20 protein-coding genes are annotated in these 21,667 nt (G+C 42.4%); 11 read left to right on the top strand and 9 right to left on the bottom strand.

Annotation, left to right across the window (positions count from 1 at the left end; translation table 11 throughout):
• The first annotated feature begins 27 nt into the window (after window positions 1–27).
• Together JWG44_RS00575 and JWG44_RS00570 are read left to right on the top strand one after the other, a co-directional pair.
• Window positions 28–432 (top strand): VOC family protein, encoded by a 405-nt coding sequence (locus tag JWG44_RS00575; protein WP_205273024.1) that lies wholly within the window; start codon window positions 28–30, stop codon window positions 430–432.
• Window positions 433–547: 115 nt separating this feature from the next.
• A complete protein-coding gene (locus tag JWG44_RS00570; protein ID WP_332460759.1) occupies window positions 548–1,414 on the top strand; it encodes an AraC family transcriptional regulator in 867 nt (288 codons plus the stop codon).
• Between the two features lie 138 nt (window positions 1,415–1,552).
• Here JWG44_RS00570 and JWG44_RS00565 read toward each other — a convergent pair whose 3' ends face one another.
• The gene (locus JWG44_RS00565; protein ID WP_205273023.1) at window positions 1,553–1,960 is read right to left on the bottom strand and encodes a DoxX family membrane protein; all 408 of its coding nucleotides are present in this window, start codon (window positions 1,958–1,960) and stop codon (window positions 1,553–1,555) included.
• Between the two features lie 544 nt (window positions 1,961–2,504).
• Between JWG44_RS00565 and JWG44_RS00560 the strand changes: the two genes are divergently transcribed.
• Genes JWG44_RS00560 through JWG44_RS00525 form a run of 8 tightly spaced genes read left to right on the top strand, consistent with a single transcriptional unit; the run spans window position 2,505 to window position 10,688 of the window.
• The gene (locus tag JWG44_RS00560) at window positions 2,505–3,434 is read left to right on the top strand and encodes an ABC transporter ATP-binding protein (protein ID WP_205273022.1); all 930 of its coding nucleotides are present in this window, start codon (window positions 2,505–2,507) and stop codon (window positions 3,432–3,434) included.
• A gap of 7 nt (window positions 3,435–3,441) precedes the next feature.
• The gene (locus JWG44_RS00555; protein WP_205273021.1) at window positions 3,442–4,170 is read left to right on the top strand and encodes an ABC transporter permease; all 729 of its coding nucleotides are present in this window, start codon (window positions 3,442–3,444) and stop codon (window positions 4,168–4,170) included.
• A complete protein-coding gene (locus JWG44_RS00550) occupies window positions 4,167–6,140 on the top strand; it encodes a motility-associated ABC transporter substrate-binding family protein (protein ID WP_205273020.1) in 1,974 nt (657 codons plus the stop codon). Before JWG44_RS00555 ends, JWG44_RS00550 begins: the two co-directional genes overlap by 4 nt.
• Window positions 6,137–7,231 carry a hypothetical protein gene (locus JWG44_RS00545; protein WP_205273019.1) on the top strand — a complete coding sequence of 365 codons (1,095 nt, stop codon included), beginning with the start codon at window positions 6,137–6,139 and terminating at the stop codon, window positions 7,229–7,231. Before JWG44_RS00550 ends, JWG44_RS00545 begins: the two co-directional genes overlap by 4 nt.
• The gene (locus JWG44_RS00540) at window positions 7,231–7,848 is read left to right on the top strand and encodes a hypothetical protein (RefSeq protein WP_205273018.1); all 618 of its coding nucleotides are present in this window, start codon (window positions 7,231–7,233) and stop codon (window positions 7,846–7,848) included. Before JWG44_RS00545 ends, JWG44_RS00540 begins: the two co-directional genes overlap by 1 nt.
• Complete coding sequence (locus JWG44_RS00535) at window positions 7,845–9,242, top strand: UDP-N-acetylmuramate--L-alanine ligase (RefSeq protein ID WP_205273017.1); 1,398 nt, start codon at window positions 7,845–7,847, stop codon at window positions 9,240–9,242. Before JWG44_RS00540 ends, JWG44_RS00535 begins: the two co-directional genes overlap by 4 nt.
• Window positions 9,239–10,264, top strand: a complete 1,026-nt coding sequence (pheS, locus tag JWG44_RS00530) for a phenylalanine--tRNA ligase subunit alpha (RefSeq protein ID WP_205273016.1) — start codon at window positions 9,239–9,241, stop codon at window positions 10,262–10,264. Before JWG44_RS00535 ends, pheS begins: the two co-directional genes overlap by 4 nt.
• 1 nt (window position 10,265) lies before the next feature.
• The gene (locus JWG44_RS00525; protein WP_205273015.1) at window positions 10,266–10,688 is read left to right on the top strand and encodes an acyl-CoA thioesterase; all 423 of its coding nucleotides are present in this window, start codon (window positions 10,266–10,268) and stop codon (window positions 10,686–10,688) included.
• A gap of 136 nt (window positions 10,689–10,824) precedes the next feature.
• Here the strand turns inward: JWG44_RS00525 and JWG44_RS00520 are convergent, their stop codons facing one another.
• From JWG44_RS00520 to JWG44_RS00500, 5 genes are all read right to left on the bottom strand, one after another.
• Entirely contained in the window at window positions 10,825–12,864 is a 2,040-nt protein-coding gene (locus tag JWG44_RS00520; protein ID WP_232371408.1) for a gamma-glutamyltransferase family protein, read from the bottom strand.
• Window positions 12,865–13,424: 560 nt separating this feature from the next.
• Window positions 13,425–13,862 carry a hypothetical protein gene (locus JWG44_RS00515; RefSeq protein ID WP_205273014.1) on the bottom strand — a complete coding sequence of 146 codons (438 nt, stop codon included), beginning with the start codon at window positions 13,860–13,862 and terminating at the stop codon, window positions 13,425–13,427.
• Between the two features lie 2 nt (window positions 13,863–13,864).
• Window positions 13,865–15,130, bottom strand: coding sequence for an acetyl-CoA acetyltransferase (locus JWG44_RS00510; protein WP_205273013.1), 1,266 nt, complete (start codon window positions 15,128–15,130; stop codon window positions 13,865–13,867).
• Between the two features lie 14 nt (window positions 15,131–15,144).
• Window positions 15,145–16,455 (bottom strand): 3-hydroxyacyl-CoA dehydrogenase family protein, encoded by a 1,311-nt coding sequence (locus JWG44_RS00505; RefSeq protein WP_205273012.1) that lies wholly within the window; start codon window positions 16,453–16,455, stop codon window positions 15,145–15,147.
• Between the two features lie 389 nt (window positions 16,456–16,844).
• Entirely contained in the window at window positions 16,845–17,375 is a 531-nt protein-coding gene (locus JWG44_RS00500) for an O-acetyl-ADP-ribose deacetylase (protein ID WP_205273011.1), read from the bottom strand.
• 141 nt (window positions 17,376–17,516) lie between these two features.
• On the opposite strand from JWG44_RS00500, the gene JWG44_RS00495 reads away from it, so the two are divergent.
• Entirely contained in the window at window positions 17,517–18,056 is a 540-nt protein-coding gene (locus JWG44_RS00495; protein ID WP_205273010.1) for a DUF1564 domain-containing protein, read from the top strand.
• A 130-nt stretch (window positions 18,057–18,186) separates the two neighbouring features.
• Here JWG44_RS00495 and JWG44_RS00490 read toward each other — a convergent pair whose 3' ends face one another.
• The 3 genes from JWG44_RS00490 to JWG44_RS00480 all read right to left on the bottom strand — a co-directional run bounded on the left by JWG44_RS00490 (window position 18,187) and on the right by JWG44_RS00480 (window position 21,464).
• Window positions 18,187–20,166 carry a M48 family metallopeptidase gene (locus JWG44_RS00490; RefSeq protein WP_205273009.1) on the bottom strand — a complete coding sequence of 660 codons (1,980 nt, stop codon included), beginning with the start codon at window positions 20,164–20,166 and terminating at the stop codon, window positions 18,187–18,189.
• 135 nt (window positions 20,167–20,301) lie between these two features.
• On the bottom strand, window positions 20,302–20,898 hold the full coding sequence (locus JWG44_RS00485) for a DUF4269 domain-containing protein (RefSeq protein ID WP_205273008.1): 597 nt from the start codon (window positions 20,896–20,898) through the stop codon (window positions 20,302–20,304).
• 38 nt (window positions 20,899–20,936) lie between these two features.
• Window positions 20,937–21,464 (bottom strand): helix-turn-helix transcriptional regulator, encoded by a 528-nt coding sequence (locus tag JWG44_RS00480; protein WP_205273007.1) that lies wholly within the window; start codon window positions 21,462–21,464, stop codon window positions 20,937–20,939.
• Window positions 21,465–21,667: the final 203 nt, after the last annotated feature.

Here is a 21,667-nt window from a genome sequence, read left to right as displayed (position 1 = left end):
AGAGTTATCACTATAAAAGAGGAAAACATGAATTTCAAAAGTATCCAAAAGGGAATCGTCACTTCTCTACTTCAAGAATCTAAGAATTTTTACACGCAGACGCTCGGGTTTCAGATCAAATTCGAAAACGACTGGTTTTTGCTTTTAACACTTTCAGACAATCCTGAATTCGAAATCGCTTTTATGCTTCCGAATCAAGAACAGGTAAGAAAAGACTACTTCCGTAAAGAATATTCCGGATCCGGAGTTTGGATCATCCTAGAATCCAAGGACGTCCAAAAGGATTATGAAACTATGAAATCGAATCTTGCGCCGATCGATCTTTTTTTGACGGAAGAAGAATGGGGGGATGTTCATTTTACGCTCGTCGATCCAAACGGGATCGGAATCGACATAGTTCAAGCAAAGGAAGTTGAGGAGTTTCAAGTCTAGCATGAGCCGAAAAATTCCGAACCTAATTCTTTGGAAGGGGCGATCCTCGGAAAGTTTTGGGGAGAAATTGGAGAAGACAGAAAACGGGAACTGAGACAAAAAGTCACGAAGTCTCGTGAGCAAAAAAGAATCCAACAGGCTTTACCCGGTTTGGGATCATATACAAAAAAAAATCGGAGAACCGATCGGACTTAACCAACTCGCCTTTCTGTCCAACCTTTCCCCTTGGCATTTCCATAGAATTTTTTCCAAACTCCAGGGAGAATCGGTGCAAGAATACATACGTCGATTGCGTCTTGAAAAGGCCGCTTATGAGCTAAAGATTTCAAGTTATCCGATTTTGGAAATCGCTTTGGAAGCGGGTTATGAATCGAACGAAGCCTTTACCAAAGCGTTTCGAAAAGTTTTCGCACAAACGCCGAGGCAGTATCGAAATCAAAGTCTAAAAAGAAAGTTTTCAGATTGGAAGGGAAACGAAATTCCGGAAGGAATCGATCTGAGAGAAATTTATAAAAAGGAAATCGCTCCGATCAAAATCGCATACATACGTCGTCACGGTTCCTACGAAGAATATCCTGGACCGAAGCCGGATTCTTCCGAAGTCAAAACGCTTTTGGATTTTTTGCACTCCAACGATTCATCCGAAAACAATCACCAATGGATCGGCGTTTCTCAAGACGATCCGGAAATAACCGCTCCCGAAAAAATCAGATTCGATCTTGGAGTAACGATCGGTAACGAAGAATTTTTAAAGACTAAAAACATAGGGAAACAGACTATTTCCGGCGGAAAATACTGTGTGATTCGTCATAGAGGGGATTACGAAGGACTTCCGAAAGTATATTCGTTTTTTTTAAATCACTGGGTCCCCGGTCAAAAAATGGTTTTAAGAAATTCTCCTCCTTTCGAGGTTTATTTGGATCCGTTCCGGAAAAAATTCAAAAATCAAATCACCGATATTTATATCCCGATTCAAAAATAGACGCGCCGTTTCTATCGAATCGTATCAATCGACGTTTTGTTTTTTACTCGGAGACGTTCTCTATATCTTTCAAAGAACGTTCCGAGTAACGGATTAGAATGCAAATCACAAAATAAAAGCAAATTTGTTTTCACTTTTTTAGCTTCTCATTTTCCTTTCCAAACCCAAGAACAAAGAAGAATAAAATTCTTTCCTACCGAATGCGAGATAACTTCCGGAAACGATCAGAAAAAAGCTCATTACAAAAGGAGGAAAGCCGATTCCCGACTGCAAAAACAGAAGATAAGAAACGATGTTAACGACGATCGGCGCTAAGATCAAAAGACCAAGCGCGGTCCATCTTCCCGAAAGAATCAAAATTCCTCCGAGGGTTTCCATTACACCAAGGATTTGCCAGAGATAACCGGTTTCCATCAATGAGCCGATAAAACGGGCGGCCTGGGGGAGCATCGGCGGCGATGGAATAAACGGAAAGAATTTATTGATTCCAAAGGCAAGAAACACCCCTCCGAGCGTGAATCGGAAAAAAAGATCTAAAATTTTCATAAGAATCTCCATTACTTGTTTGAACAAGTAATTTTAAGCAAAAACTCAATCCCGGAATTTTGCAAGTCATTTTTATTTGCTCAAACAACTAAAATTAAAAATCCATTCTGAACCGCCGCTTTCGCGAAGAGGTTTTTTAAGCGGTGATCGGATGATTCGATCCGAAAGATAAGAAAGATAAGAAAGGGGAAAAGACGAAATTTTCAAGAACTGAAAGAAGATTCGAGGTTCGTTCCCTCAAGGCAATTCAGGCTGATGGTCCCCTTCAATCGTGAAAGAAAATTATTTCCGTCCGGGGAACGGGTTTAAGTTTTTAAACGGTCAAAGAAAGTTCTCTGTCGATTCGTTTTGAGCGAAAGACAGCTTATACTTCTTAATAGAGAAAAGGGTTGACCCTATCCACAAAGTTTTTTCTATTCTTTCCTTGGAACCTCGTCGAAAGATTCTTTCTTAAGAGTTTCCAAAACCGCATTCGTACAATGAGATGTTTCGGTCGAAATTTGAATTGTATTAGAACCTGTCCATGTGAGCAGTTTAAACAAAGATGATCAAAGTCAAAAACCTATCTAAATTCTATGGCAAAAAACTCGCTATAGACCGTCTGAATTTTGAATTGGGAGAAGGGGAGATCGTCGGTCTTCTCGGCTTGAACGGCGCGGGAAAAACGACGACGATCCGGATTCTTACCGGATATTTGATCGCATCCGACGGAATCTGCGAGATCGACGGAACCAACACGTTTGAAAATCCTCTCGAAGTAAAAAAGAAAATCGGATATCTTCCCGAAACACCTCCTCTTTATCCGGAGTTGTCGGTCGAAGACTATCTCAAATTTGCGGCGAGAATCAAACAGGTTCCTGTTGAAACGATCGACTCCGAAATTGCGAGAGTTTGTGAAAGAACCTTCTTAAAAGACGTTCGAAAAAATGATATCGAAACCCTTTCTCTCGGCTTTCGTAAAAGAGTCGGAATCGCACAGGCGCTTTTGGGAAATCCTCGGATCATCATCTTGGACGAGCCGGTTTCGGGACTCGATCCGAAACAGATCGTCGAAATCAGAAATTTAATTCATTCTTTGAGAGAAGGACATACGATTCTTCTTTCGAGTCATATTCTTCCGGAAGTTTATAAAACCTGCACACGTTTTCTTTTTCTTCATAAGGGAAGAATGGTGTATCAAAGAGATCGAAAACAACTCGAAGAGGAAATGGAAAAACTTTCCGGTTTGGAAGTGACTCTTTCCGGAACGGATCCGGAATCGGGCAAAAAATATCTTTCCTCTCTTCCGGGTGTGATTGCGGATAAAACCCAAGCGATTGGAGAGGATTCAAGAGGAAATACGTTTCTTGTTTCTACTTCAACGGAAAAAGAATTTAAAGAAAAACTCTTCGCTTCCGCGTCGTCCGCTCCTCGTCTGGAATACATTCGCAAACAGGAAGTTACGTTAGAACAGATTTTTATGAATCAGGTTTAAGGAAACTATGTTCCAAAATATCAAATGGATTTTTTTCAAAGAAGTGAAAGTGTTCTTCGGAACGTTTATGGCTCCGCTGGTTTTCGGCGGAACAGCTTTCTTGAATTCTCTTTTTGTGCTCATCTTAAATTTTAACGCGGGCACCAACTACGTCGATACGACCGTGATTACGTTTCTTTCTTTTATGTCCACGATCATCATCGCGATGTTGATCTTGGCGATGGGAAGTATCACGGAGGAAAGAAACAGAGGCACACTCGAATTTCTTTTTACGGCTCCGATCACGGATCTCGAAATCGTCGCGGGCAAATTTACCTTCGGCGCCTTGATCTGTCTTTTGATCGCGGTTTTTGTAAACGGATTGTTTCCGATTTTCTTATATTCCTTTTGGAAAGCTCCTCTTTACATCGTGGTTTCGGGAACGATCGGGGTTTTTCTTTTAGGAATTTTTTCTTTCGCAGTGGGACTTTTCGGAAGTAGTCTTGGCAAGAATCAGATGACTTCCCTTTTGATTTCCATCGTGATCATTTTGACACTTTGGGTTTCGGGTTATTTCTCCTATCTCTTCGATTCGGTGACTCGAAAAATTCTATATCACCTTCATATTTTCTCCCATTTTATCGGGTTTTGTAAAGGAGTTCTCCCTTTGAACGGAATCGTTTTTTTTGTCAGCGGCACGTTATTCTTTCTTTATCTCACCGTAAAAGTTTTGGAATCTAGGAGGTGGAGAGGATGAAAGAATCCGTTTTATTCAGAATTTTTCCTTGGATTTCACTCGCTTCTCTTTTCTTATACTTTCCTGTAAGAGATAGCATTCAAACTCCGGGCACACGCTGGCTCTGGCTCGGCTTCGTATTAACCGTTTTGATTCTCGAGCCCGTTTTTCGATTCATTCGAAAAAAGAACATAAAGGAAGAATGGAATTCTTATCTTTCCGCAGGTTTGGGTTTGCTCGCTTTCGGAATCTATCATGTCCGGGTTTTTCTGGAAGACCTCGCTTTGAAAACGAGCGGTTCTCATTCCGGGAACGATCGTCTTCGGGAAATTCTTCTAGTGCTGCTTGTTCTTTCTGCGATCGGTTTTTTGATTCTTACCTTATTGAAAGAATTAGGAAAAGATTCCGCCGGGGCGCAGAGCGTTCTCAAAACTTCCAAACAAGCCCTGGTTCGCTATTTCATCCTGAATCTTGCGATCGTCTTTGTAGTTTTGGTGATCATCAATTACGTTTCCGTAATACGAAATCATAACTTCGATTTGAGTTCGAAAGGACAATATTCTTTTAGTCCGACCGCGGCCAAAATTTTAAAAAGTGTGAACCGCGAAGTCGAGGTTGTCGCGTTTTATCCAAGACCTCTGGAGAATTCGTCTGCGAGCGATAAGGCGAATTCTTTTTCACTCCGTAGAATCCGTCCGGATTTGGAAATCTATCTCGACCAGTTACAGTCTTTGAGTCCGCAGTTTAAGGTTCGTTTTATCAACGCGGACGTCGAGTTGGATGACTTGGGAGAATTCGGCCAGGTTTCGAACGGTTTGATTCTCGTGAGAACCAAAAAGCCCTTGTCCGGCGACGGAAAACAATACGCGGAACAAAAACTTTCCATCAAAGAGAAAAACGATCTCGAAGACTTGGAAAGAAAACTTGTTCAAGCGGTAGTAAACATCACAACCGAAGAAAAGAACGTCTATTTTACCCAATCCAACGGAGAACGATTTTCTCCGATTTTCCAAAATCTTCCGAACGAGAAAGTCGGAATTCTAACCAACTCTTTGAGCTTTCTCAATTTTAAAGTGAAAGGATTGGGGATCGCGGAAGGTTGGCCGGGAAGAATTCCTCAGGACGCCGATGTTCTCGTGATCGCGGGGCCGACGGTAACTTACTCGAAAGAGGCGCGAGAGGCGGTCATAGATTTTATCGAAAAAAGAAAGGGAAAGGTTCTAATTACGATTGAACCGAAAGGAACCGAGAACTTTGATTGGCTTCTTGAGAAGTCCGGTTACGAATTCGTAAAAGGCCCTCTTTCTCAGATTCCAAGTCAACCCGGGATCATCGTCGCAAAATCTTTCCGCAAACATCCGATCGAAGAAACTCTGACCCGCAAAGATATGGGCGCTATGTTTCCGTTCGGCGGCTTCTTTCTTCCGAAAGCGGTTTCCAATCCGGGAAGCCAATCTCTGGAGTCGTTTCCTATTATGGAATCCGGAGGCGAATCGATCCTTGATAAAAACAACAACGGTAAAATGGATCCGGGAGAGGATAAGAGAAACGTAATACTCGGTTTGATTCTTAAAAGCGCCGCGATCCAAAAGGAAGGAGCGCCAAACGTTACAAAGACGGAAACCAATCCGACCTCGGCGCTCGTTCCGGGACTTACACCCGAAGCGGAAACTCCGGCTCCGGCCGTAGAAACGGAATCGAAAGGAGAAGGACGTGCTGTGATCTTTTCGGGAACCTCCTGGATCACGGATCAGTTTATTTCCTACGGAACAAACTACGAACTCGCGACTTCCTCGATCACTTGGATGTATCAGGATCTTTCTTTGTCTTCGATCCAACCGAAAAAAGAGGAAATCAATACGGTTTCCCTTACGGACACTCAAAAAAGAATCGTCTGGATCTTAGGAATGTTTATTTTTCCCGGTCTGATCGCACTCGTTTCTTCCATTGTTTTGATTCGTAAAAGAAAAAACGAAGGAGAAGAATTTTGAAAAGAGGACTTCTTTTCGTTTTAGCGTTGTTTCTTTTGATCGCGAGTTTCTTTTTATTGGAAGAAAAAAAAGAAGATCAAACCGAGATTTCTTTTTGGGACATTGATATCGACGAGATCGAATACCAACCTCCGAAATCTTCCTGGAATGCCGACGACGCGATGAGTTTTTATCCGTCGCCGATCGTTCTCAAAAAGGAAAAAACGTTAAGCGAAACAGGGGAGTTTCTCTCAGTAAAGTCTATCGACTTGGAAACCGGCGGTTCATTGGTTTTTGAGGGCGGTTACAACGCGGACAATCTTTTTAGAGAGTTGTCGGTTCTCAAGGTAAAAGGATTGGAGAACGTCGGCGACGAAAAAGATTCTTCAACTTTGAAAATCAACGAAGGATCGCCTGAGATTTTTCTGAAGTCTTCCGGAAGACTGATCAAAAAGATTTTGATCGGTAAAAAGAAATCCTCCGATTCGACACGAATTCTAAAAGAGGGCAATCATATTCTCATCACCCAAAGTCATACTCTGGATCGTTTCGCAAGGGGAATCGGAGAATTCAGACAAAGACAACTCGTCAATCTCAAAGACGAATTCATCGCGGAAACGATTTGGGAAGAAGAAGGCAAAACTCTTCGTTTGGACAATCACCCCTTCAAAGAGGAGAATGTGAAGAAGAATTTCTGGAGAAGGTTGTCCGGTAAGATCGTTGCGATCGAACCTTATTTGGGGGATAGTTGGAACAATCAGATCATCGCTCAAAGGGTGGATCTTTATCCGGACGATCCAAACGGGGCCGGCTTTGCGGTGGCAAAAAATTTGACCTCCGTGCCTGCGGAATCATCACTCAAGTTGCGTCTTTCGAACGGTGATTGGATTACCATTCGTTACTATCCAAAGACAAACATCAACTCGGTGGACTACCGACCCGCGGTCCGAATTCTAAACGATAAATTTTCCGAACCTCCTTTTTACATCCGTGAAGATAGTTTCTTGCGGATAAAAGAAAATGCCGGGAATTTGGATAAAGCGGAGCAGAAAAAGCCTATAGAAATTCAGAATCCGGTTCCCAAAGATCCGACCTCCGCTTTTCCCAAATAATGATCGTAGATAAAGAACAAGACTTTTCAGACGTAAGATCCGGCATTCTTCAAAGAATTTTTCAATCCCCTGAAAATGCGTATGAAATCTTTCAAAAGACTGAAGGTTTCGGTTATTCCGAAATTTTAAGAACTCATTTTCTTCTTTGGATTTTAGCGCCGGTTGGAAAATTTATTTCCAACCTCGTATTTTCAGTTCTTTCCTTTGTACGTTTTGACGACGGAGAATGGACCGTGTTCTCGGGGGTTTTGTTTTCGTTTTTAGTTTATCCGATCGTTTTGTTTTTGGTAGTTCAGTTCGACGTCTTTCGAGTCTTTCAAAAAAAGGCGGATCGAACTAAGGGAGAAACGTTACCGCCCGCGAATATTTTTTTGTTATCCTTTTTACCGTTCAGCGCATCTTCCATCTTCTGGATTTTACCCTCTCCGTTCCAAGCGGTTTTTGTTACGATTTCCTTCGTTCTTTCCTGTGTCTTATCGGTCAGAAGTTTGAAAAAGATTTTAAACTGGAATGATAAAGAAATTCTAATATTCTTTTTATCCGGAACCGCATATCTGCTGACCGGAGTTTTATTTTTGACCGTGATTTATAATTTAATTAGGACCATTCTCAATTGAAAATTTTTCTGATCGGAATCGGCGGAATTGCGATGGGCAATCTCGCACATATGCTGAAAAAAAGCGGGCACGAAGTTTCCGGTTCGGATACGGGTGTTTATCCTCCTATGTCCGATAAGTTGAAAGAATGGGGAATTCCTTATTTTGAAGGTTTTAAGGCCGAAAACATCCATGGTCAAGATTTGATCATTGTAGGAAACGCGATCTCGCGAGGAAATCCGGAAGTGGAGGAGATGCTCAATTCCGGAGTGGATTATCTTTCCATGCCCGCCGCGATCAGCGAATTTTTTCTGAAAGGAAAAAAGGTGATCGTAGTCGCGGGAACTCACGGAAAAACAACGACTACATTCTTAATTCATCATATTCTTAAAGAGAATGGGGTTTCACCCGGTTTGTTCGTGGGGGGGATTCGTAAAGACGGCTTTCCCGGATTCGAACTTGGAAACGGTTCCTATTTTGTCATCGAAGGCGACGAGTACGATACCGCTTTTTTCGACAAGTCCTCCAAATTCTTACATTATCGTCCCACCTATGCCGTGTTAAACGCACTGGATTACGATCACGCCGATATCTTTCCGAACATTGAAGCGATTGAAACGATGTTCAAACGTCTGATCAACTTGGTTCCAGGAAACGGAAAGATCTTCTATTGGAGCGGATCGGGTTCTCTAAAAAAACTGGTTCAACAAGTCAAGTTCACAAAGACCGAAGGTTTTGAGTGGAATCGAAAAGATTCTTCACTTTCCTGGAAAAAACACGAACTTTTTTGGGACGATCGAAAACTCGATCCAGTCGTTTTCGGGGATCACAACTATCGAAATCTGGAAGTTGCGATCCGGGTTTGTTCCGAAATTCTAAAAGAACAAAACCCGAGCGCTTACAAAGAAGGAATCGCAAAGGCGATCGATTCGTTTCCCGGCGTAAAAAGAAGACAGGACATTCTTTTTGAATCTCCGAAGGCGATCGTGATGGAGGACTTTGCTCATCACCCCGTCGCGGTCCATGAGACGATTCACGCGATCAAAAAAAGATTTCATGGTTATAAGATCGTGGCGCTCTTTGAGCCGAGAAGCGCTACCTCTCACAGAAACGTTTTTCAGAAAGAATATTCGTATTCTTTCCTGGGCGCGGATCTCACCATTCTTACCGAAATTCATAACCTAAAAAAAGTCTCAAAAGACATACGCCTGGACGTGAAAAAGCTGGTTCAAAAGCTTTTGAAAAATTCGAAAACCATTCCCGTTTATGCAAAGGATCCTCAGGAGTTACTTGCGAAACTTGAGAAAATGATTCCCCAATTTACGGGAGAAAAAATTCTTATCTTAGCCATGTCCAACGGTTCCTTTGGCGGAATTTATCCGGGACTCGTGGAACTGGCTCGGAAACACACATGAATTTATCTCAAGAACTCGATTCTATCTTTGAAGAGGCGATCCAAAAAATCGGTTCCTCCGTCTCCGAAGAGGATTTAGATAAGAATAAGAACGACTTTATCGGTAAAAAAGGAAAACTCACCGCCGTTCTCAAAAACGTAGCTTCTCTTTCCATCGAGGAAAAAAAAACCGTAGGCCAGAAGGCGAACGAACTTTCTAAAAAGCTCGAGGCATTTGTTTCCGATACCAAAACTTCTCTTAAGAAAAAACTTTTTGAATCGCAAGCCGCTTCCGAATTTTTTGATACTCTAAGACCGCTTTCCAAACCGGAGAACGGAAGTTTGCATCCGATCACTCAGATTCAATACGAGATTGAGGATATTTTTGCTTCGATGGGTTTTAGCGTCATGGACGGACCCGAGATCGAAACCGATACTAACAATTTCGGCGCTTTGAATTTTACCGAAGATCACCCTGCGAGAGAAATGCAGGATACATTTTATCTGGAGAATGGAAATCTTCTGAGAACTCATACGTCCGCGATTCAAGTGAGAACGTTGAGACATCTCAAACCTCCTTTTAGAATCATCGCTCCGGGAAGAGTATTTCGTTACGAAGAAGTCGACGCGTCACACGAACATACTTTTTATCAGATCGAAGGTATGGTTGTTGGAAAAAATATTTCCGCGGCGAACCTGATCGATACGATGCAGGTTTTACTTTCCAGAATTTTTGAAAAGGAAATCAAAACCAGACTCAGACCTGGATACTTTCCGTTTGTGGAGCCCGGTTTTGAACTTGATATCAACTGTCTTGTTTGTGAAGGAAAAGGTTGTCCGGTTTGTAAACAATCGGGTTGGTTGGAACTTCTTCCCTGCGGTTTGATTCATCCAAACGTCCTTTCACACGCGGGTTTGGATCCGAAGGAATGGACTGGCTTTGCGTTCGGTCTCGGATTGGACCGCCTTGTGATGATGCGTTACGGAATTCACGACATACGTTATTTTCAATCCGGCAATTTAAGATTCTTAAAACAATTCTAATATGATTTCCACTCCGGTTCAGACTCGTTGGATGGACATGGATCCTTTTGCCCATGTGAGTAATTCGGTTTTTGTTTCCTATTTGGAAATCGGAAGAGTGGATTACTGCAAACGTCGTTTTGACGTGAAGGACGTTTTCGACGTTCCTTTTATTCTCGCGAGAATCGAAATCGATCTCAAAAAATCGATCGAGATAAATCATATTGTCGAGGTGCAGACCTCCGTAATTCGGATCGGTAACAGCTCTTGGGATTTCCAATCCGTTATTTTAGAATCCAATACAAAGGAAGTTTTTGCCGTTGCAAGGACGGTGCAAGTGACCTTTGATCACAAAAAAAAGATTTCGGTTCCGATTCCGCCGAGGATTAGAAAAATCTTAGAAGAAGACCTGAAAGATTTTCAGAGACAAAGTAAAGAAGGTTAAGACCCGGTCGACTTGCGGATGTAGGAACTCACACTTGGGGAGGCGCATCGTTAGAAACGATCAAGACTTTATGAGACGTAATTTGTAGGATCTCCCGCAGATTTTCTAAAATTTTAGAATGGTTGTTCTTTCAGGGTTATCTCCCTTCCGCCCAGGATTCTTTTCTGGGATCGGCTCCTCCGTAGAGTTTTCCCGTTTTCGGATCTTTCATGGAAATACAAGGCGCGGCGAAATCGTATTCCCAAACATCTCTTCCGATTACGTCGTAACCCAATTCTTTCAATGCCTTTCCGTGTTTAGAATCGATTTCTTTTTCCAATTCCAAACGACCCGGATAATAGGCGTGAGGCGAAAAAGCGTCCGGCCAATTTAAGGAACGAAAACGCGGGGCATTTACGGCGGTTTGAGGATTCATCCCGAATACGATCATATTCAAAAAAACTTGTATAGTCGCTTGAGTCTGCATATCGCCTCCGGGGGTTCCGAAACTCATAAAAAATTTCCCATCTTTAAAAACCATAGATGCGTTCGGAGTGATGGTTGGTCGTTTTCCGGGAAGCAAGGCTGACGGATGATTTGGATCCAAGCGAAACTGAGTCATTCGAATTCCCAAAGTGATATCACCTTCGATCATTGGCGATTGAGGAAAATCGCTCGGAGTGAGCGAAAGAGAATTCCCTTTCGGATCGATGATGCTGAGATACGTCGTATCGCGTCCTACTTTTCCGGTCTTTTCCCAAAAGGTGAGTTCTTCTTGGTCTACGGAAGAATGGAATGCGAGAGACGATTGAAAAGAATTCAGTCCTTCAGAAATTCGATCTAATAACGGTGTGTTAAAATTCCAATCGAAGGAAACCTCGGTTGAAAGTCGAATTTGATCGGCAGAAGAATTAAATTGACTCGGTAGAGAATTTTTCCTTGTTTTATGAAATTCGAGCGAGTTGGAAATATTTTTCTTTTGATAAACGACTGGATCGCCGGGAGGCGGAGTTTTTCCGAAAGCCAACGGTTGCAGAAGTTTTCTTCTTTCGTTTGCGTAATCTTTACTCAGAAGCCCTTCCGAAGGAACGTTTACGAATGCGGGATCTCCGAAGTATTTTTCTCGATCCGCCATTGCGAGTTCTATCGCCTGTGCGACGGTATGGATGTATTGTGGAGAATTGTGACCCATCGATTTTAAATCGATTCCCTCGAGGATTTGGAGAGCGAGAGGAACCACCGCTCCTTGGTTCCAAGTCTGATTGGAAAAGATCGTGTAAGGCCCGTAATTTCCTTGGAGCGGCTTTTCCCAACCGCCGGAATAGGTCGCGAGATCCGCTTTGGTCATGGTTCCGTCGTTTTCATCGTGAGCTTTTGCGATCTTATCCGCGATCGGACCTTCGTAAAAATACTTTCGAACCGAGTCTAATGCTTCATTTCGATCGGAGCCTGCTTTGAATGCTTCGGATTCCACATCAGCAATGTCGCGTAACGTTTTGCCTAAGGCTGGGCGGGCAAATTTTTCTTTGTGATAAAGAGGTTTCCACCACTTCTTATCCAGATATACTTCAGCATTGTAAGGAAGAAGAATCGAAAATCCGAATCTTTTGAAAAGATTGATGTTTAGATTCCGCATGAGAATTCTATGAACTGGAAATCCTTCTTCAGCAATTTGGATTGCCGGTGCGCTAACCTGAGTAAAACTCATGGTTCCGTATTTTTTTAAGAGCGCTACAATTACGTCGGGAGAAGCCGGAATCAACTGAGAGCTGTATTTTAAAGTCGGAATGTATTTGTGTCCTCTGGATTGAAAGTATTCTATCGTTGCTTTGGACGGGGCTTTTCCGGCTCCGATGTAACTGTTCACTTGCCGATTTTTTGCGTCGTAATAGAGAAGCGGTGCGACTCCGGGGAAAGAGGCTTCTTCACCTTGTGTAACGTTTAACACGAGTAATGCGGCCACTCCGGCATCCGCGGCGTTACCTCCCTTTTCTAAAATTTCCAACGCCGTTTTCGTTGCGAGTGGGTGCCCGGATGCCACCATCATTTTTGATCCTTCCGCGAGAGGACGTTCTTGATGATACGGATCGTTGAATTCTAAAATTTGATTCGGTCTTGAGAAGGTGAAATAAAAAGCGTAGAGTAGTGCGGCTCCTAAGCCGAAGGCAAGGGCTAAATATTTTAGAATTTTATTCATCCGGTTTCTCCTTTTGAATTTTCCGCTGTAGTCATCGAGTTTCGATGAAAGCAAACATTTTTCGGTCACAAAATAATTCTTCCTACAAACGAATCCAGTGAAAAAATTGCTTCCGAATGAATGACGAGTAATCGTATGAAATGTGAGAGTTCCTACTTTTTTCGGTCTTGGTTTATCTTGTTGAGGAAGAAATTCAATGCCTTGGCTCTCGAAACTCAAAACGTTGCTGCCTGCTGTCGCAACGTTAGGTCGCCGCGGAGGAAACTCAATGCCACGGCTCTTTATGGGTCGCCGCGGCAGGGATCGAGGCAACTCAACACATCGTTCCCTAAGGGTCGCAATGTGAGGTCAAGTTATTGGTTTTTAGAAATATGGTATCTAATTTTGATTCGAGATTTCAATAACTTGACCGGAGCGGAGAGCCCGGTCCCGCCCAATTTCATTTGGGCTTACTTTTGTAAAATGTTGGCGGGAGCCGCCAAACTTTATTAGATCAAAGTCGCGTTCTTCTCGAATGAATAGATTGAAAACTCGACTTAGAATCCTTCTTCTAAAGAATTCTACAGATCTTCTTCTGCCGAATAGGTAAGGATGAGCGAAGAAATGAGTGTAAGAAGAAATTGGGAAAATACCCAGAGCCAAACGATCGTGCTCGGAAGAACGTTCACGAAGTTTAAAATAGAAATCGCAGGTCCTACGTAAGCGGCTAAAGAAAAACAAACCGCCACGATCAGCCCGCCCACGATTCCGGTCGGTAAGGAATCTTTCGCGAGACGAATGATAATTCCTAAAAAGAAAACTTGTATCAGGTCCGCAACGATCGGCCCTACCCATAAAATCATTCCAACGGATTGAAAGAAGGATTTATAGGCAGGGTCGTAGTAAAAGCGCGAGAATAAAAGACTACGAAGAGGTACGGAGATCACTTCCCAAAAACCAAAGGCGATAAACAGCCTTAAAAGAAATTGATTCCAGTCTTTTGCAGTCTTTAAGCTCATTCTTACTTTCCTACGATGAAAACCACGTTCGTTGTCGCGGATCCGCCGATATTCAGCATCAATCCGTTTTTAGCGCCTTCCACTTGATAGTTTCCGGCGGTTCCTGTGACTTGTTTGTAAAGGTCGAGCATCATCCGAACTCCGGAAGCGCCTACTGGATGTCCTACTCCGATTAAACCACCGGATGGATTGATTGGCTTCTTGCCTTTCAGGTCAATCACACCGTCTTCGATCGCTTCGTGCTCTTTTCCAGGTTGTGTGATTCCGAAAGCGGAGATCGCGGCATACTCGGAAGAAGTGAAACAGTCGTGAGTTTCAAAAACGTCAATGTCTTTGACTCCTAATTCTGCTCTATCGTAAGCGTCTTTTACGGTTTGTCTGGTCCAAGGGAGAATGTATTTGTCTCCTTTGGATTCGGCAACCTTCGCGTCAAAAGTGATCGGTGCAACTCTGTGTCCCCAACCTTTCAGTCTTGGAATCGTGTTGATCTTCTTTCCTCTTTTTTTAGCGTATTCTTCGGTATAAGATTTATTAGCGAGAACTACCATCGCCGCGCCGTCGGTAACTTGAGAACAATCGGTGATACAAAGCCTTCCACCCACTGCCATGTTGTATTCTCCGCCGCGTGCGTTTGCGTGTTCTTTGTTCATAAACCAAGAACGGGTTTGCGCTTTCGGATTTCTCTTCGCGTTGTCGTAGTTGATTCTGGAGATTTCGGCTAACGCTCCCATGAATCTTTGTTCCGGAAGTTTGTATCTTTCCAGAATAACGTCCGCGAGTTTTCCGAAAAGTTTTGGGAAAGGAAATTGAACTCCTTTCGCTTCTTTTTCGTAGTAAGCCGCAGTTCCTAAAAAGTCCCCGCCTATGGAAGAGCTCACGGTTTTCATGATCTCGATTCCGAGAACGATGGCAACGTCGTAGTCTTTCGCGCGGATTTTTGTGGCCGCCGCGTCGAGTGCAATCGAACCGGAAGCGCAAGCCGCTTCAAAACGTCCGCCTGGAATTCCATAGAATGCAGGATCGACTTCGGTTAAGAAGGCGCCCAAGTGACCTTGAGTTGCGTATTGTTCGGCATCGAAGTTTCCTACGAAAATTCCGATTCTATTTTGTTTATTGAGTTTTTTGAGTTCGTCGGGTGTAATTCCGACAGCCGCGAGTCCGTCTTGAACGGCTTCGCGCATTAAGGACATAAAGGTCTTTCCTTCTTTGGTCCAGTTTCTTTGAAAATCGGTTTGTTCCCCGCCGAGGACGTAAATTTTATCGCTCATGTGACCCCCCTAAATTATCCTTTGAAAAGTGATCGAGCGTCAAGTTTTTCCTTCAGCTCGTAAAACGGTTTCCCCGGTTTCGCCTTTGCCAATACCTCAGGAACCGGAAGTTTTGCTTTTTCGATCAATTGAATCGTATCCTTAGGCCCGCCTAAGAAATCGACGAAAGCAGATGCGGGAGCCCAGTTGAAACCAGTTCCCATTGCGAGGTCCGCCATTTCCTTCGTGTCTACGACTTCTCCTACGATAGAAAGAGAATAACTTACGTATCTTGCGATGAAGTATCTCGCGAGGTCCGCTTCAAAACCTTTCGCTTCTTTCACGATGTTCATAGCGCCGGTATAATCCGCTTCGGAAATTCTTCTATTCGCCTGACGAATGAATTCGATATCGAATTTTGGAAGTGGTTCGTAAAGATCGGCGCCTATATTATAGACTAACTTTTCTTTCTTACCGTCCGGAGTTTTGGACATCTTATAGAGTCCGCCGCCGGCCTTTCTTCCTAAATCACCTTTATCGATTAACTTTTGGAAGTAACCGGGCATTTTAAAAGTAGAATGAGCGGCGTCTTTTGTCATTTCATAGAGATTGTCCACGATTGCTTTGTGAACATCCAGACCAACGAAATCCGCCGTATCAAGAGGAGCCATCGCTCTTCCGGTATAACCGCTCATGATTGCGTCCATAAGGGCGATCCCGCCTTTGTCGGAATACTTTTCAGCGATCTGAGCGACTTCGTTGATGAGCTGAAATCCGATTCTGTTACCGGCGAACGCAGGAGTATCGTTTGTGTAAACGACCGCGCGACCTAAAACTTGATCGAGATATTCTCCGAGTTGTTTGAGAACTTTTTTATCCGATCCTTTGTGTGAAACGAGTTCACAGAGGATCATCTTGTAAGGTGGGTTAAAAAAGTGAGTTCCAAAATAATGCTTTTGTCCGTCTTCATCGAATGCTTTGGAAAGTCTTTCAATGGAAAGTCCGGAAGAAACGGTGGAAACGATGGTTCCAGGTCTTCTGGAGCTTGCGATTCTTTTGTTGATCGGTTCTTTTACTTCATAACTTTCCGCAACGAGTTCGAAGACCCAGTCGGATTCCGCTACTGCCTTTTCAAGATCTGCATCGTAAGAACCGGGAATGAGTCTTGGTCGGATTGTATCCGTCTTCACGGAACCGATCGCTTTCTCAATACCTTCTTTCGCTTTGCTTATGTCCCTTGCAAGCATGTGGACTTTTGCCTTCCCAAAGGAGGCAACGATTGCGGCTGATCCGGCACCCATAGTACCGTTAGCGCCTAATACTGTTACTGTTTTTATCTCTCTCATGAAACTATACCAATTCTTGGATTTTCAATGGAATAGAACCTGTTTAAAACAGCTACGCGAGGAGGAAAGGTTTTTTTCAATTAAAACGGGTATAGAATTGTTCTAAACAGAACGAATGTTCTGCTTAAACTTATACGAAAGATCAAAGGAATAGGCTATAAACGACCGAAAAAGGTTCGACTCTTTGAAGATCCAATTCGGGGCGTGCCTCTGCGGAATCTTGCGTTAAGTATCAAAGCGAAAAGTTTCAGCGCAGAGTCGCGCTCTCAGCTTCAGTCAAGTTATTGGAATGGGAAAGTAAGTTCAAAATCCGGATTACAAAAACCAATAACTTGACTCCGCTTCGATCGCTCACGCGTGATTGAAATTAAAAATCTCCGAATCTTCGGTTAAGAGGACAATTTTGAAAGGAATCTTTCATAGAGTTCAAAGTTATCGGAGTCAAAACACACGAAGAATACGGTTTGAATTTGAGAGTCTTTTTTGAGAAACCCCTGAACGTTTTCAATTGCGATTTTTGCCGCCCTTTCCTTTGGGAAATTATAAATTCCAGTGCTGATATTGGGAAAAGCGATCGTAAGAATCGAATTTTTTTTCGCTAACCGAAGGCTACTTGTATAAGCATTTGCTAATAATCGATCTTCGTCCTTTTTCCCTCCGTACCAAATCGGACCCACAGTGTGTATCACGAATTTTGCCGGAAGTTTTCCCGCAGTCGTAATCACGGCTTCTCCGGTTTTACACCCTCCTTCTTTGTCTCTAATCTTCCGACATTCTTCCAATATCGCCGGACCTCCGGCGCTATGGATCGCGCCGTCTACGCCACCTCCGCCTAACAAGGAGCTGTTGGCTGCGTTTACGATCGCATCAACCTTAAGTTTCGTGATATCGCCTTGAATGAGTTGAATTCTATGTTTCATTACGGTTTTCTTAAACATAGACTTCATTTGATCGGATGTTCTGCAAAATTTTCAAATCGGTAGTCGATAAAAAATTTGTAATTTTAAGTTTTTTTTCATCAAAAGTGCTTCCTGCCGACGAATTAGGGAAATGTCTTTGGTATGGGAATTCTACTTTTAAACTCTGATCATGAACTCCGTTCCATTCTTCAGGAAAATCGAACCGAAGTTGTCACTCTGCTGATTCCGAAACTTACTTTGCTTCAATTTAGCGAAAAAGAGAGAAAGAATCTTCCTAAGTGGATTCCGATTCTTTTGAAAAGGTATGCGAAATATCTTACTTCTATCAAACGTTTAGGGACAAAGGCCGAGAAAGTCTTATATCAACCGAGTCCGGGAAAAGAACAAATGCAGAGAATCAATGTTCGAGTGAGTAGAGGAAGTTGGGCCCTTTTGGGCCTCTTGGCTCAGGTTCACGGCGTTTCCCGTTGTTTTCTTTTTAATTTTCTTTTGCGGCTCGATGAGGCAGGCGTGGGGGATTCTATCGTGAATACTATGAATGAGGGAGGTCCCACGTTTCATAGGAATTACAAATATATCCTCCATCTCGATCTCTTAAACAATCGGATCATACGATCCTTAGAATGCGAACCCGTGGATTATTTTTACGTTTTGGACTATCGAGATTGGTTCGATTCCTAAAAAACAAGCGCATTCCTGAAAATATTCCGATCGATTTGCGATGAGTATCAATTTCTCCGAACCGAAATTTGCTCGGAGAGATCCTTCATTCTCATAAATGGAAATTCAAATCGATCCCAATATTTTACGATCATTGAAGAATGATCTGATCGACTTTGTTTTTTCGATACTTCACAAAAGCGCTTCCGTTTTGAGTATAACCCAAATAAGGACCGTTTTTTTGAAATTGTTTTCCGAAAACTTTTTCAGCAGTTCCACGATCCGAACCGATCGGAACTCCCTTATCAATTCCGGGGCTATTGTCTCCGTATGCGTTGACTTGGAGGACGGAGCCGATGCTAAGAAGGAAAGAAGTTTCTTTCTTATTGTAAATATAAAACTCGCTTCCCGAACTTTTGTCCACTTGAATCCTATCCGGTTTTCCCCAGAGTTTTAATAGGTCTTCTAATTTATCTCCGGGGCCGACCCCACCGACTTTAAAGGCATTCTGTTTTGGATTTTGAGAAGGATCGGGAAGAGTGATTCCATGGAACTCCGCAAGATGTTTCGCCCATCCGGAAGAAGAATCATAATTCTCTAGATAATACATCGCGAGCTGTTTTGTTTGAGGCGTTTTTGCTTTATACGATTCTAAAAGAACGTAATTTAGAATTGGAGTAAAATTTTCATAAACGTAATCGGGATCGAGTTGAGTTTTTTGACGGATCGAGTTTCCGATTCCCTGAAGATAAGCTTGAATCTCAGGATTCGTTTTTGCCTTTTCTCCGAAAGATTGAACTCTCTTGTCCACCATCGATGCCACTGATTTGAAAACTTCCAAAGATTTCGCCTGATCGTCAGTCCAATAAAAAACGATTCCAAGATTATTTGCCAAAGGAATGGAATTTTCAGCCCTTACGCTATTTCCCGCCAAAGATCTAGCCACGTTCATATCGTTTTCTTCGGTGGAATAAGATAAAAGAACCGCGTAATTTGAGATGAAGTACGGATCGTCTGTTTTGAGAATCACCTTTTTGTAGGCTTCCATCGCTTTTTCATAAGCCGCTTGATTGCCCGGAATGGTTCGCATAACAGCTCTTTTACGAAGACCTCCGGGAAAAACCATTGAATCCCTAAAGGAAGGCATATCGATAACCGGCTTTAATTTAAGATCGTCGTTGCTTGCGCTTGCCATCCAGATTTTGTGAAGACAAACTGCATAAGATTTTTCTAAATGAGTATTCCCTGGAAATTTAGAAAGCGCTTTCTCGAGATTCGATTTTGCCTGATCTAAATTCTTTCCAAATTGAATATCGTCGTATGTTTTTTCCAAGGTTGCGAGTAAAGAATAGAGTTCCTGTTTGTCTCCGTTAAAACGGGAGAGGCGATCGTTGGGAGAAGGATGACTTGTGAAATATAAAGAAGTCATCGATTCCGGACTTACTTTATCCAGTTTTTTGCTTACGATATATTCTTTATATTGATTATCGATGTCGCTCATCAATTCCAGCGTTCGGATCATATATTCTCCGCCGTATCCGGCCTTGTTTAAAAGTTGAAAACCGGTCTGGTCCGCATCCACTTCCTGCTCTTGGGAGAATTTCAAGTTGTCCAAAACGGCTTCGCCGGTAGGATTTTCCTTAAGCTGGTAGAATTTTTTCACCGAGTTGAAAGTATGTTTATTATAATAGTGTGATAACTCGTGCGAGAGAACTCCTGCAATGTATCTTTCTCTATAAAAGGTCATCTTTTCTTTTGCATCCGATTCCGAACTGGTAATCACCTGATCAAGAATGTCGAGTGTTCCGGAGTTGATACAAAACTGCCCGCCGGCCATCGCAAAGGCGTTGAAGGAATTGTCCTGAATGACGTTATACACGATTGGAAAGGACGGATTCCCGGAAGAATCGGCGAGTTTTCGAAAAGCTGCGTCTATCGGTTTTTTCCAATGGTTATGATCCTTCAAAACTTTTCTGGATTTTAGAATCGCACTGTATTGATAACCGCTTTGGCGGACGATTTGAGCGTAGAGTTCCGAATCGAAGTTGATGTTGTTGTTTTTCTGGGCGCTGAGGGAAAAACAACCGAAGACGGATAAGAAAAAAAGAATGTTTTTAAGAGTTCTAAACATATTCTCACAACCTTAGAAAATATTTAAGAAGGAACGGATCACTAAGATCGTTAAAAAATCTGAAATGTCAAGCCTGAATTGGACAACAATTTCTTTACAACGATTTCGGTTTAGGTATAGCTAACGCCTGTATGGTTATATATCCTTTTTTAAAAAGAACTCGGACTCTAATACGAATTTTCTGAGCTCTTCGGGGGGAAAAAAAATTAATCCGAATAGGAATCGATATGGATCCTCTCTAATTCCTAAAAGTTTACAAAAGGCTTCTTCCGTTTTCCAACCTTCTTTTTTTAGAGTTCTAATTCCTTCCTTAAATCGAGATCCGGCAATAAATAGAATTTCACTTTCTATCATGAAATGAACGTAACCCATTTGCTGAATTACCGGAAGTTTCTGAGCGAAAATCTCGTATTTGAATTTTTCGGTCTGAAATCGAATGAGAACGGACGGAAGGTCTTGCAATACTTTTCGCAAAATCTGTAAACCTTTGAAATTTTTAAACGTGAATTCTGCGAAGGAAACGAATTCTTCTTCGTTTGAAAATTTGCAAAGAATATCGACGTCGCTCTGCTCGTAGTCTATGTCCAAGGGAATGGTGCCCGCAAGATTCGGGTCGTAATTCTGAAGTTTTTCAAGAATCGAATATTCTTTCAAATCTTCCCAGAGAAGTTTTTGTTTTTGATTTCCGGTTTTGAGAGAATCTACTATAAAACGAGAGTTTCTAAAATTCATAATGCGGGAGTAATGCGACTTTTTGAAAAGAAACTTTTTTAGTCTTCTTCCGGGAGTAGAGGGGAAATAAAATAGGCGATGAATTCGAGTTTCCCGGTTGTTCCGGATTTCTGATAAATCGAAAATGTTTGGTTCTCGATCGTCTTCAGACTTTTTCCGCGGATGGCAGCGATCTGATGATTAGACATTCCTCTCAGAAGGAGGACGGCAATTTCTTTTTCCTTATCCGAAAGGTCCCATTCTTCTAATTGCCTCTGTAGAGATTCCCAGAAGGATTGATTGGTGTGTATGAGTAACTGGTTTTTACTCTTTAATCCTTCGATTGCAATTTTAGCCGATTCGATATCAGTTTGTGTAAGCCTTATCTCTTGAATGAGAAAGAAAACTCCAACAATGGAAAGAAGGCCGACTATAGTTTCGATCGTTGTAAAATATGCTTGCGATCTTTCGATCCAATGAATATCGAAAGCGAACGTTAAGACTTCCTCAATGATCCAAAGTAAAATTAGAAAAACATAAATCGAAAAAAAGTAAAACCGCTTTTCTTGAGGAAACCAGAGTTTCATTCTTACCTTCTAAGAAGATTCGCATCGAATACTTTCCTTTTTATTTTCGGATTCAAGTCGATTTGTAAAACCTGATTCCGATCAATAAGTTTTGGAGCAAATTTCGACTGCAATGGAAAGTAAGTATTTTTTCGATTCAAGAGTCAAGCGGGATATAAAGTTTCAAAATTCCTTGGGTAAAAACCACTAATACACAATCGATT

It is taken from the genome of Leptospira ainazelensis (genome assembly GCF_016918785.1).
GTDB lineage: Bacteria > Spirochaetota > Leptospiria > Leptospirales > Leptospiraceae > Leptospira > Leptospira ainazelensis.
This window is presented reverse-complemented; position numbering and strand designations above follow the sequence as displayed.

What these genes read in the sequence shown, in the direction of transcription:
- JWG44_RS00510 (WP_205273013.1), bottom strand. Translation starts at nt 15,130, where the DNA reads ATGAGCGATAAAATTTACGTCCTCGGCGGGGAACAAACCGATTTTCAA.
- JWG44_RS00495 (WP_205273010.1), top strand. Translation starts at nt 17,517, where the DNA reads ATGGGAATTCTACTTTTAAACTCTGATCATGAACTCCGTTCCATTCTT.
- JWG44_RS00555 (WP_205273021.1), top strand. Translation starts at nt 3,442, where the DNA reads ATGTTCCAAAATATCAAATGGATTTTTTTCAAAGAAGTGAAAGTGTTC.
- JWG44_RS00525 (WP_205273015.1), top strand. Translation starts at nt 10,266, where the DNA reads ATGATTTCCACTCCGGTTCAGACTCGTTGGATGGACATGGATCCTTTT.
- JWG44_RS00490 (WP_205273009.1), bottom strand. Translation starts at nt 20,166, where the DNA reads ATGTTTAGAACTCTTAAAAACATTCTTTTTTTCTTATCCGTCTTCGGT.
- JWG44_RS00485 (WP_205273008.1), bottom strand. Translation starts at nt 20,898, where the DNA reads ATGAATTTTAGAAACTCTCGTTTTATAGTAGATTCTCTCAAAACCGGA.
- JWG44_RS00505 (WP_205273012.1), bottom strand. Translation starts at nt 16,455, where the DNA reads ATGAGAGAGATAAAAACAGTAACAGTATTAGGCGCTAACGGTACTATG.
- JWG44_RS00540 (WP_205273018.1), top strand. Translation starts at nt 7,231, where the DNA reads ATGATCGTAGATAAAGAACAAGACTTTTCAGACGTAAGATCCGGCATT.
- JWG44_RS00565 (WP_205273023.1), bottom strand. Translation starts at nt 1,960, where the DNA reads ATGAAAATTTTAGATCTTTTTTTCCGATTCACGCTCGGAGGGGTGTTT.
- pheS (WP_205273016.1), top strand. Translation starts at nt 9,239, where the DNA reads ATGAATTTATCTCAAGAACTCGATTCTATCTTTGAAGAGGCGATCCAA.
- JWG44_RS00550 (WP_205273020.1), top strand. Translation starts at nt 4,167, where the DNA reads ATGAAAGAATCCGTTTTATTCAGAATTTTTCCTTGGATTTCACTCGCT.
- JWG44_RS00575 (WP_205273024.1), top strand. Translation starts at nt 28, where the DNA reads ATGAATTTCAAAAGTATCCAAAAGGGAATCGTCACTTCTCTACTTCAA.
- JWG44_RS00520 (WP_232371408.1), bottom strand. Translation starts at nt 12,864, where the DNA reads ATGAATAAAATTCTAAAATATTTAGCCCTTGCCTTCGGCTTAGGAGCC.
- JWG44_RS00515 (WP_205273014.1), bottom strand. Translation starts at nt 13,862, where the DNA reads ATGAGCTTAAAGACTGCAAAAGACTGGAATCAATTTCTTTTAAGGCTG.
- JWG44_RS00560 (WP_205273022.1), top strand. Translation starts at nt 2,505, where the DNA reads ATGATCAAAGTCAAAAACCTATCTAAATTCTATGGCAAAAAACTCGCT.
- JWG44_RS00500 (WP_205273011.1), bottom strand. Translation starts at nt 17,375, where the DNA reads ATGAAACATAGAATTCAACTCATTCAAGGCGATATCACGAAACTTAAG.
- JWG44_RS00480 (WP_205273007.1), bottom strand. Translation starts at nt 21,464, where the DNA reads ATGAAACTCTGGTTTCCTCAAGAAAAGCGGTTTTACTTTTTTTCGATT.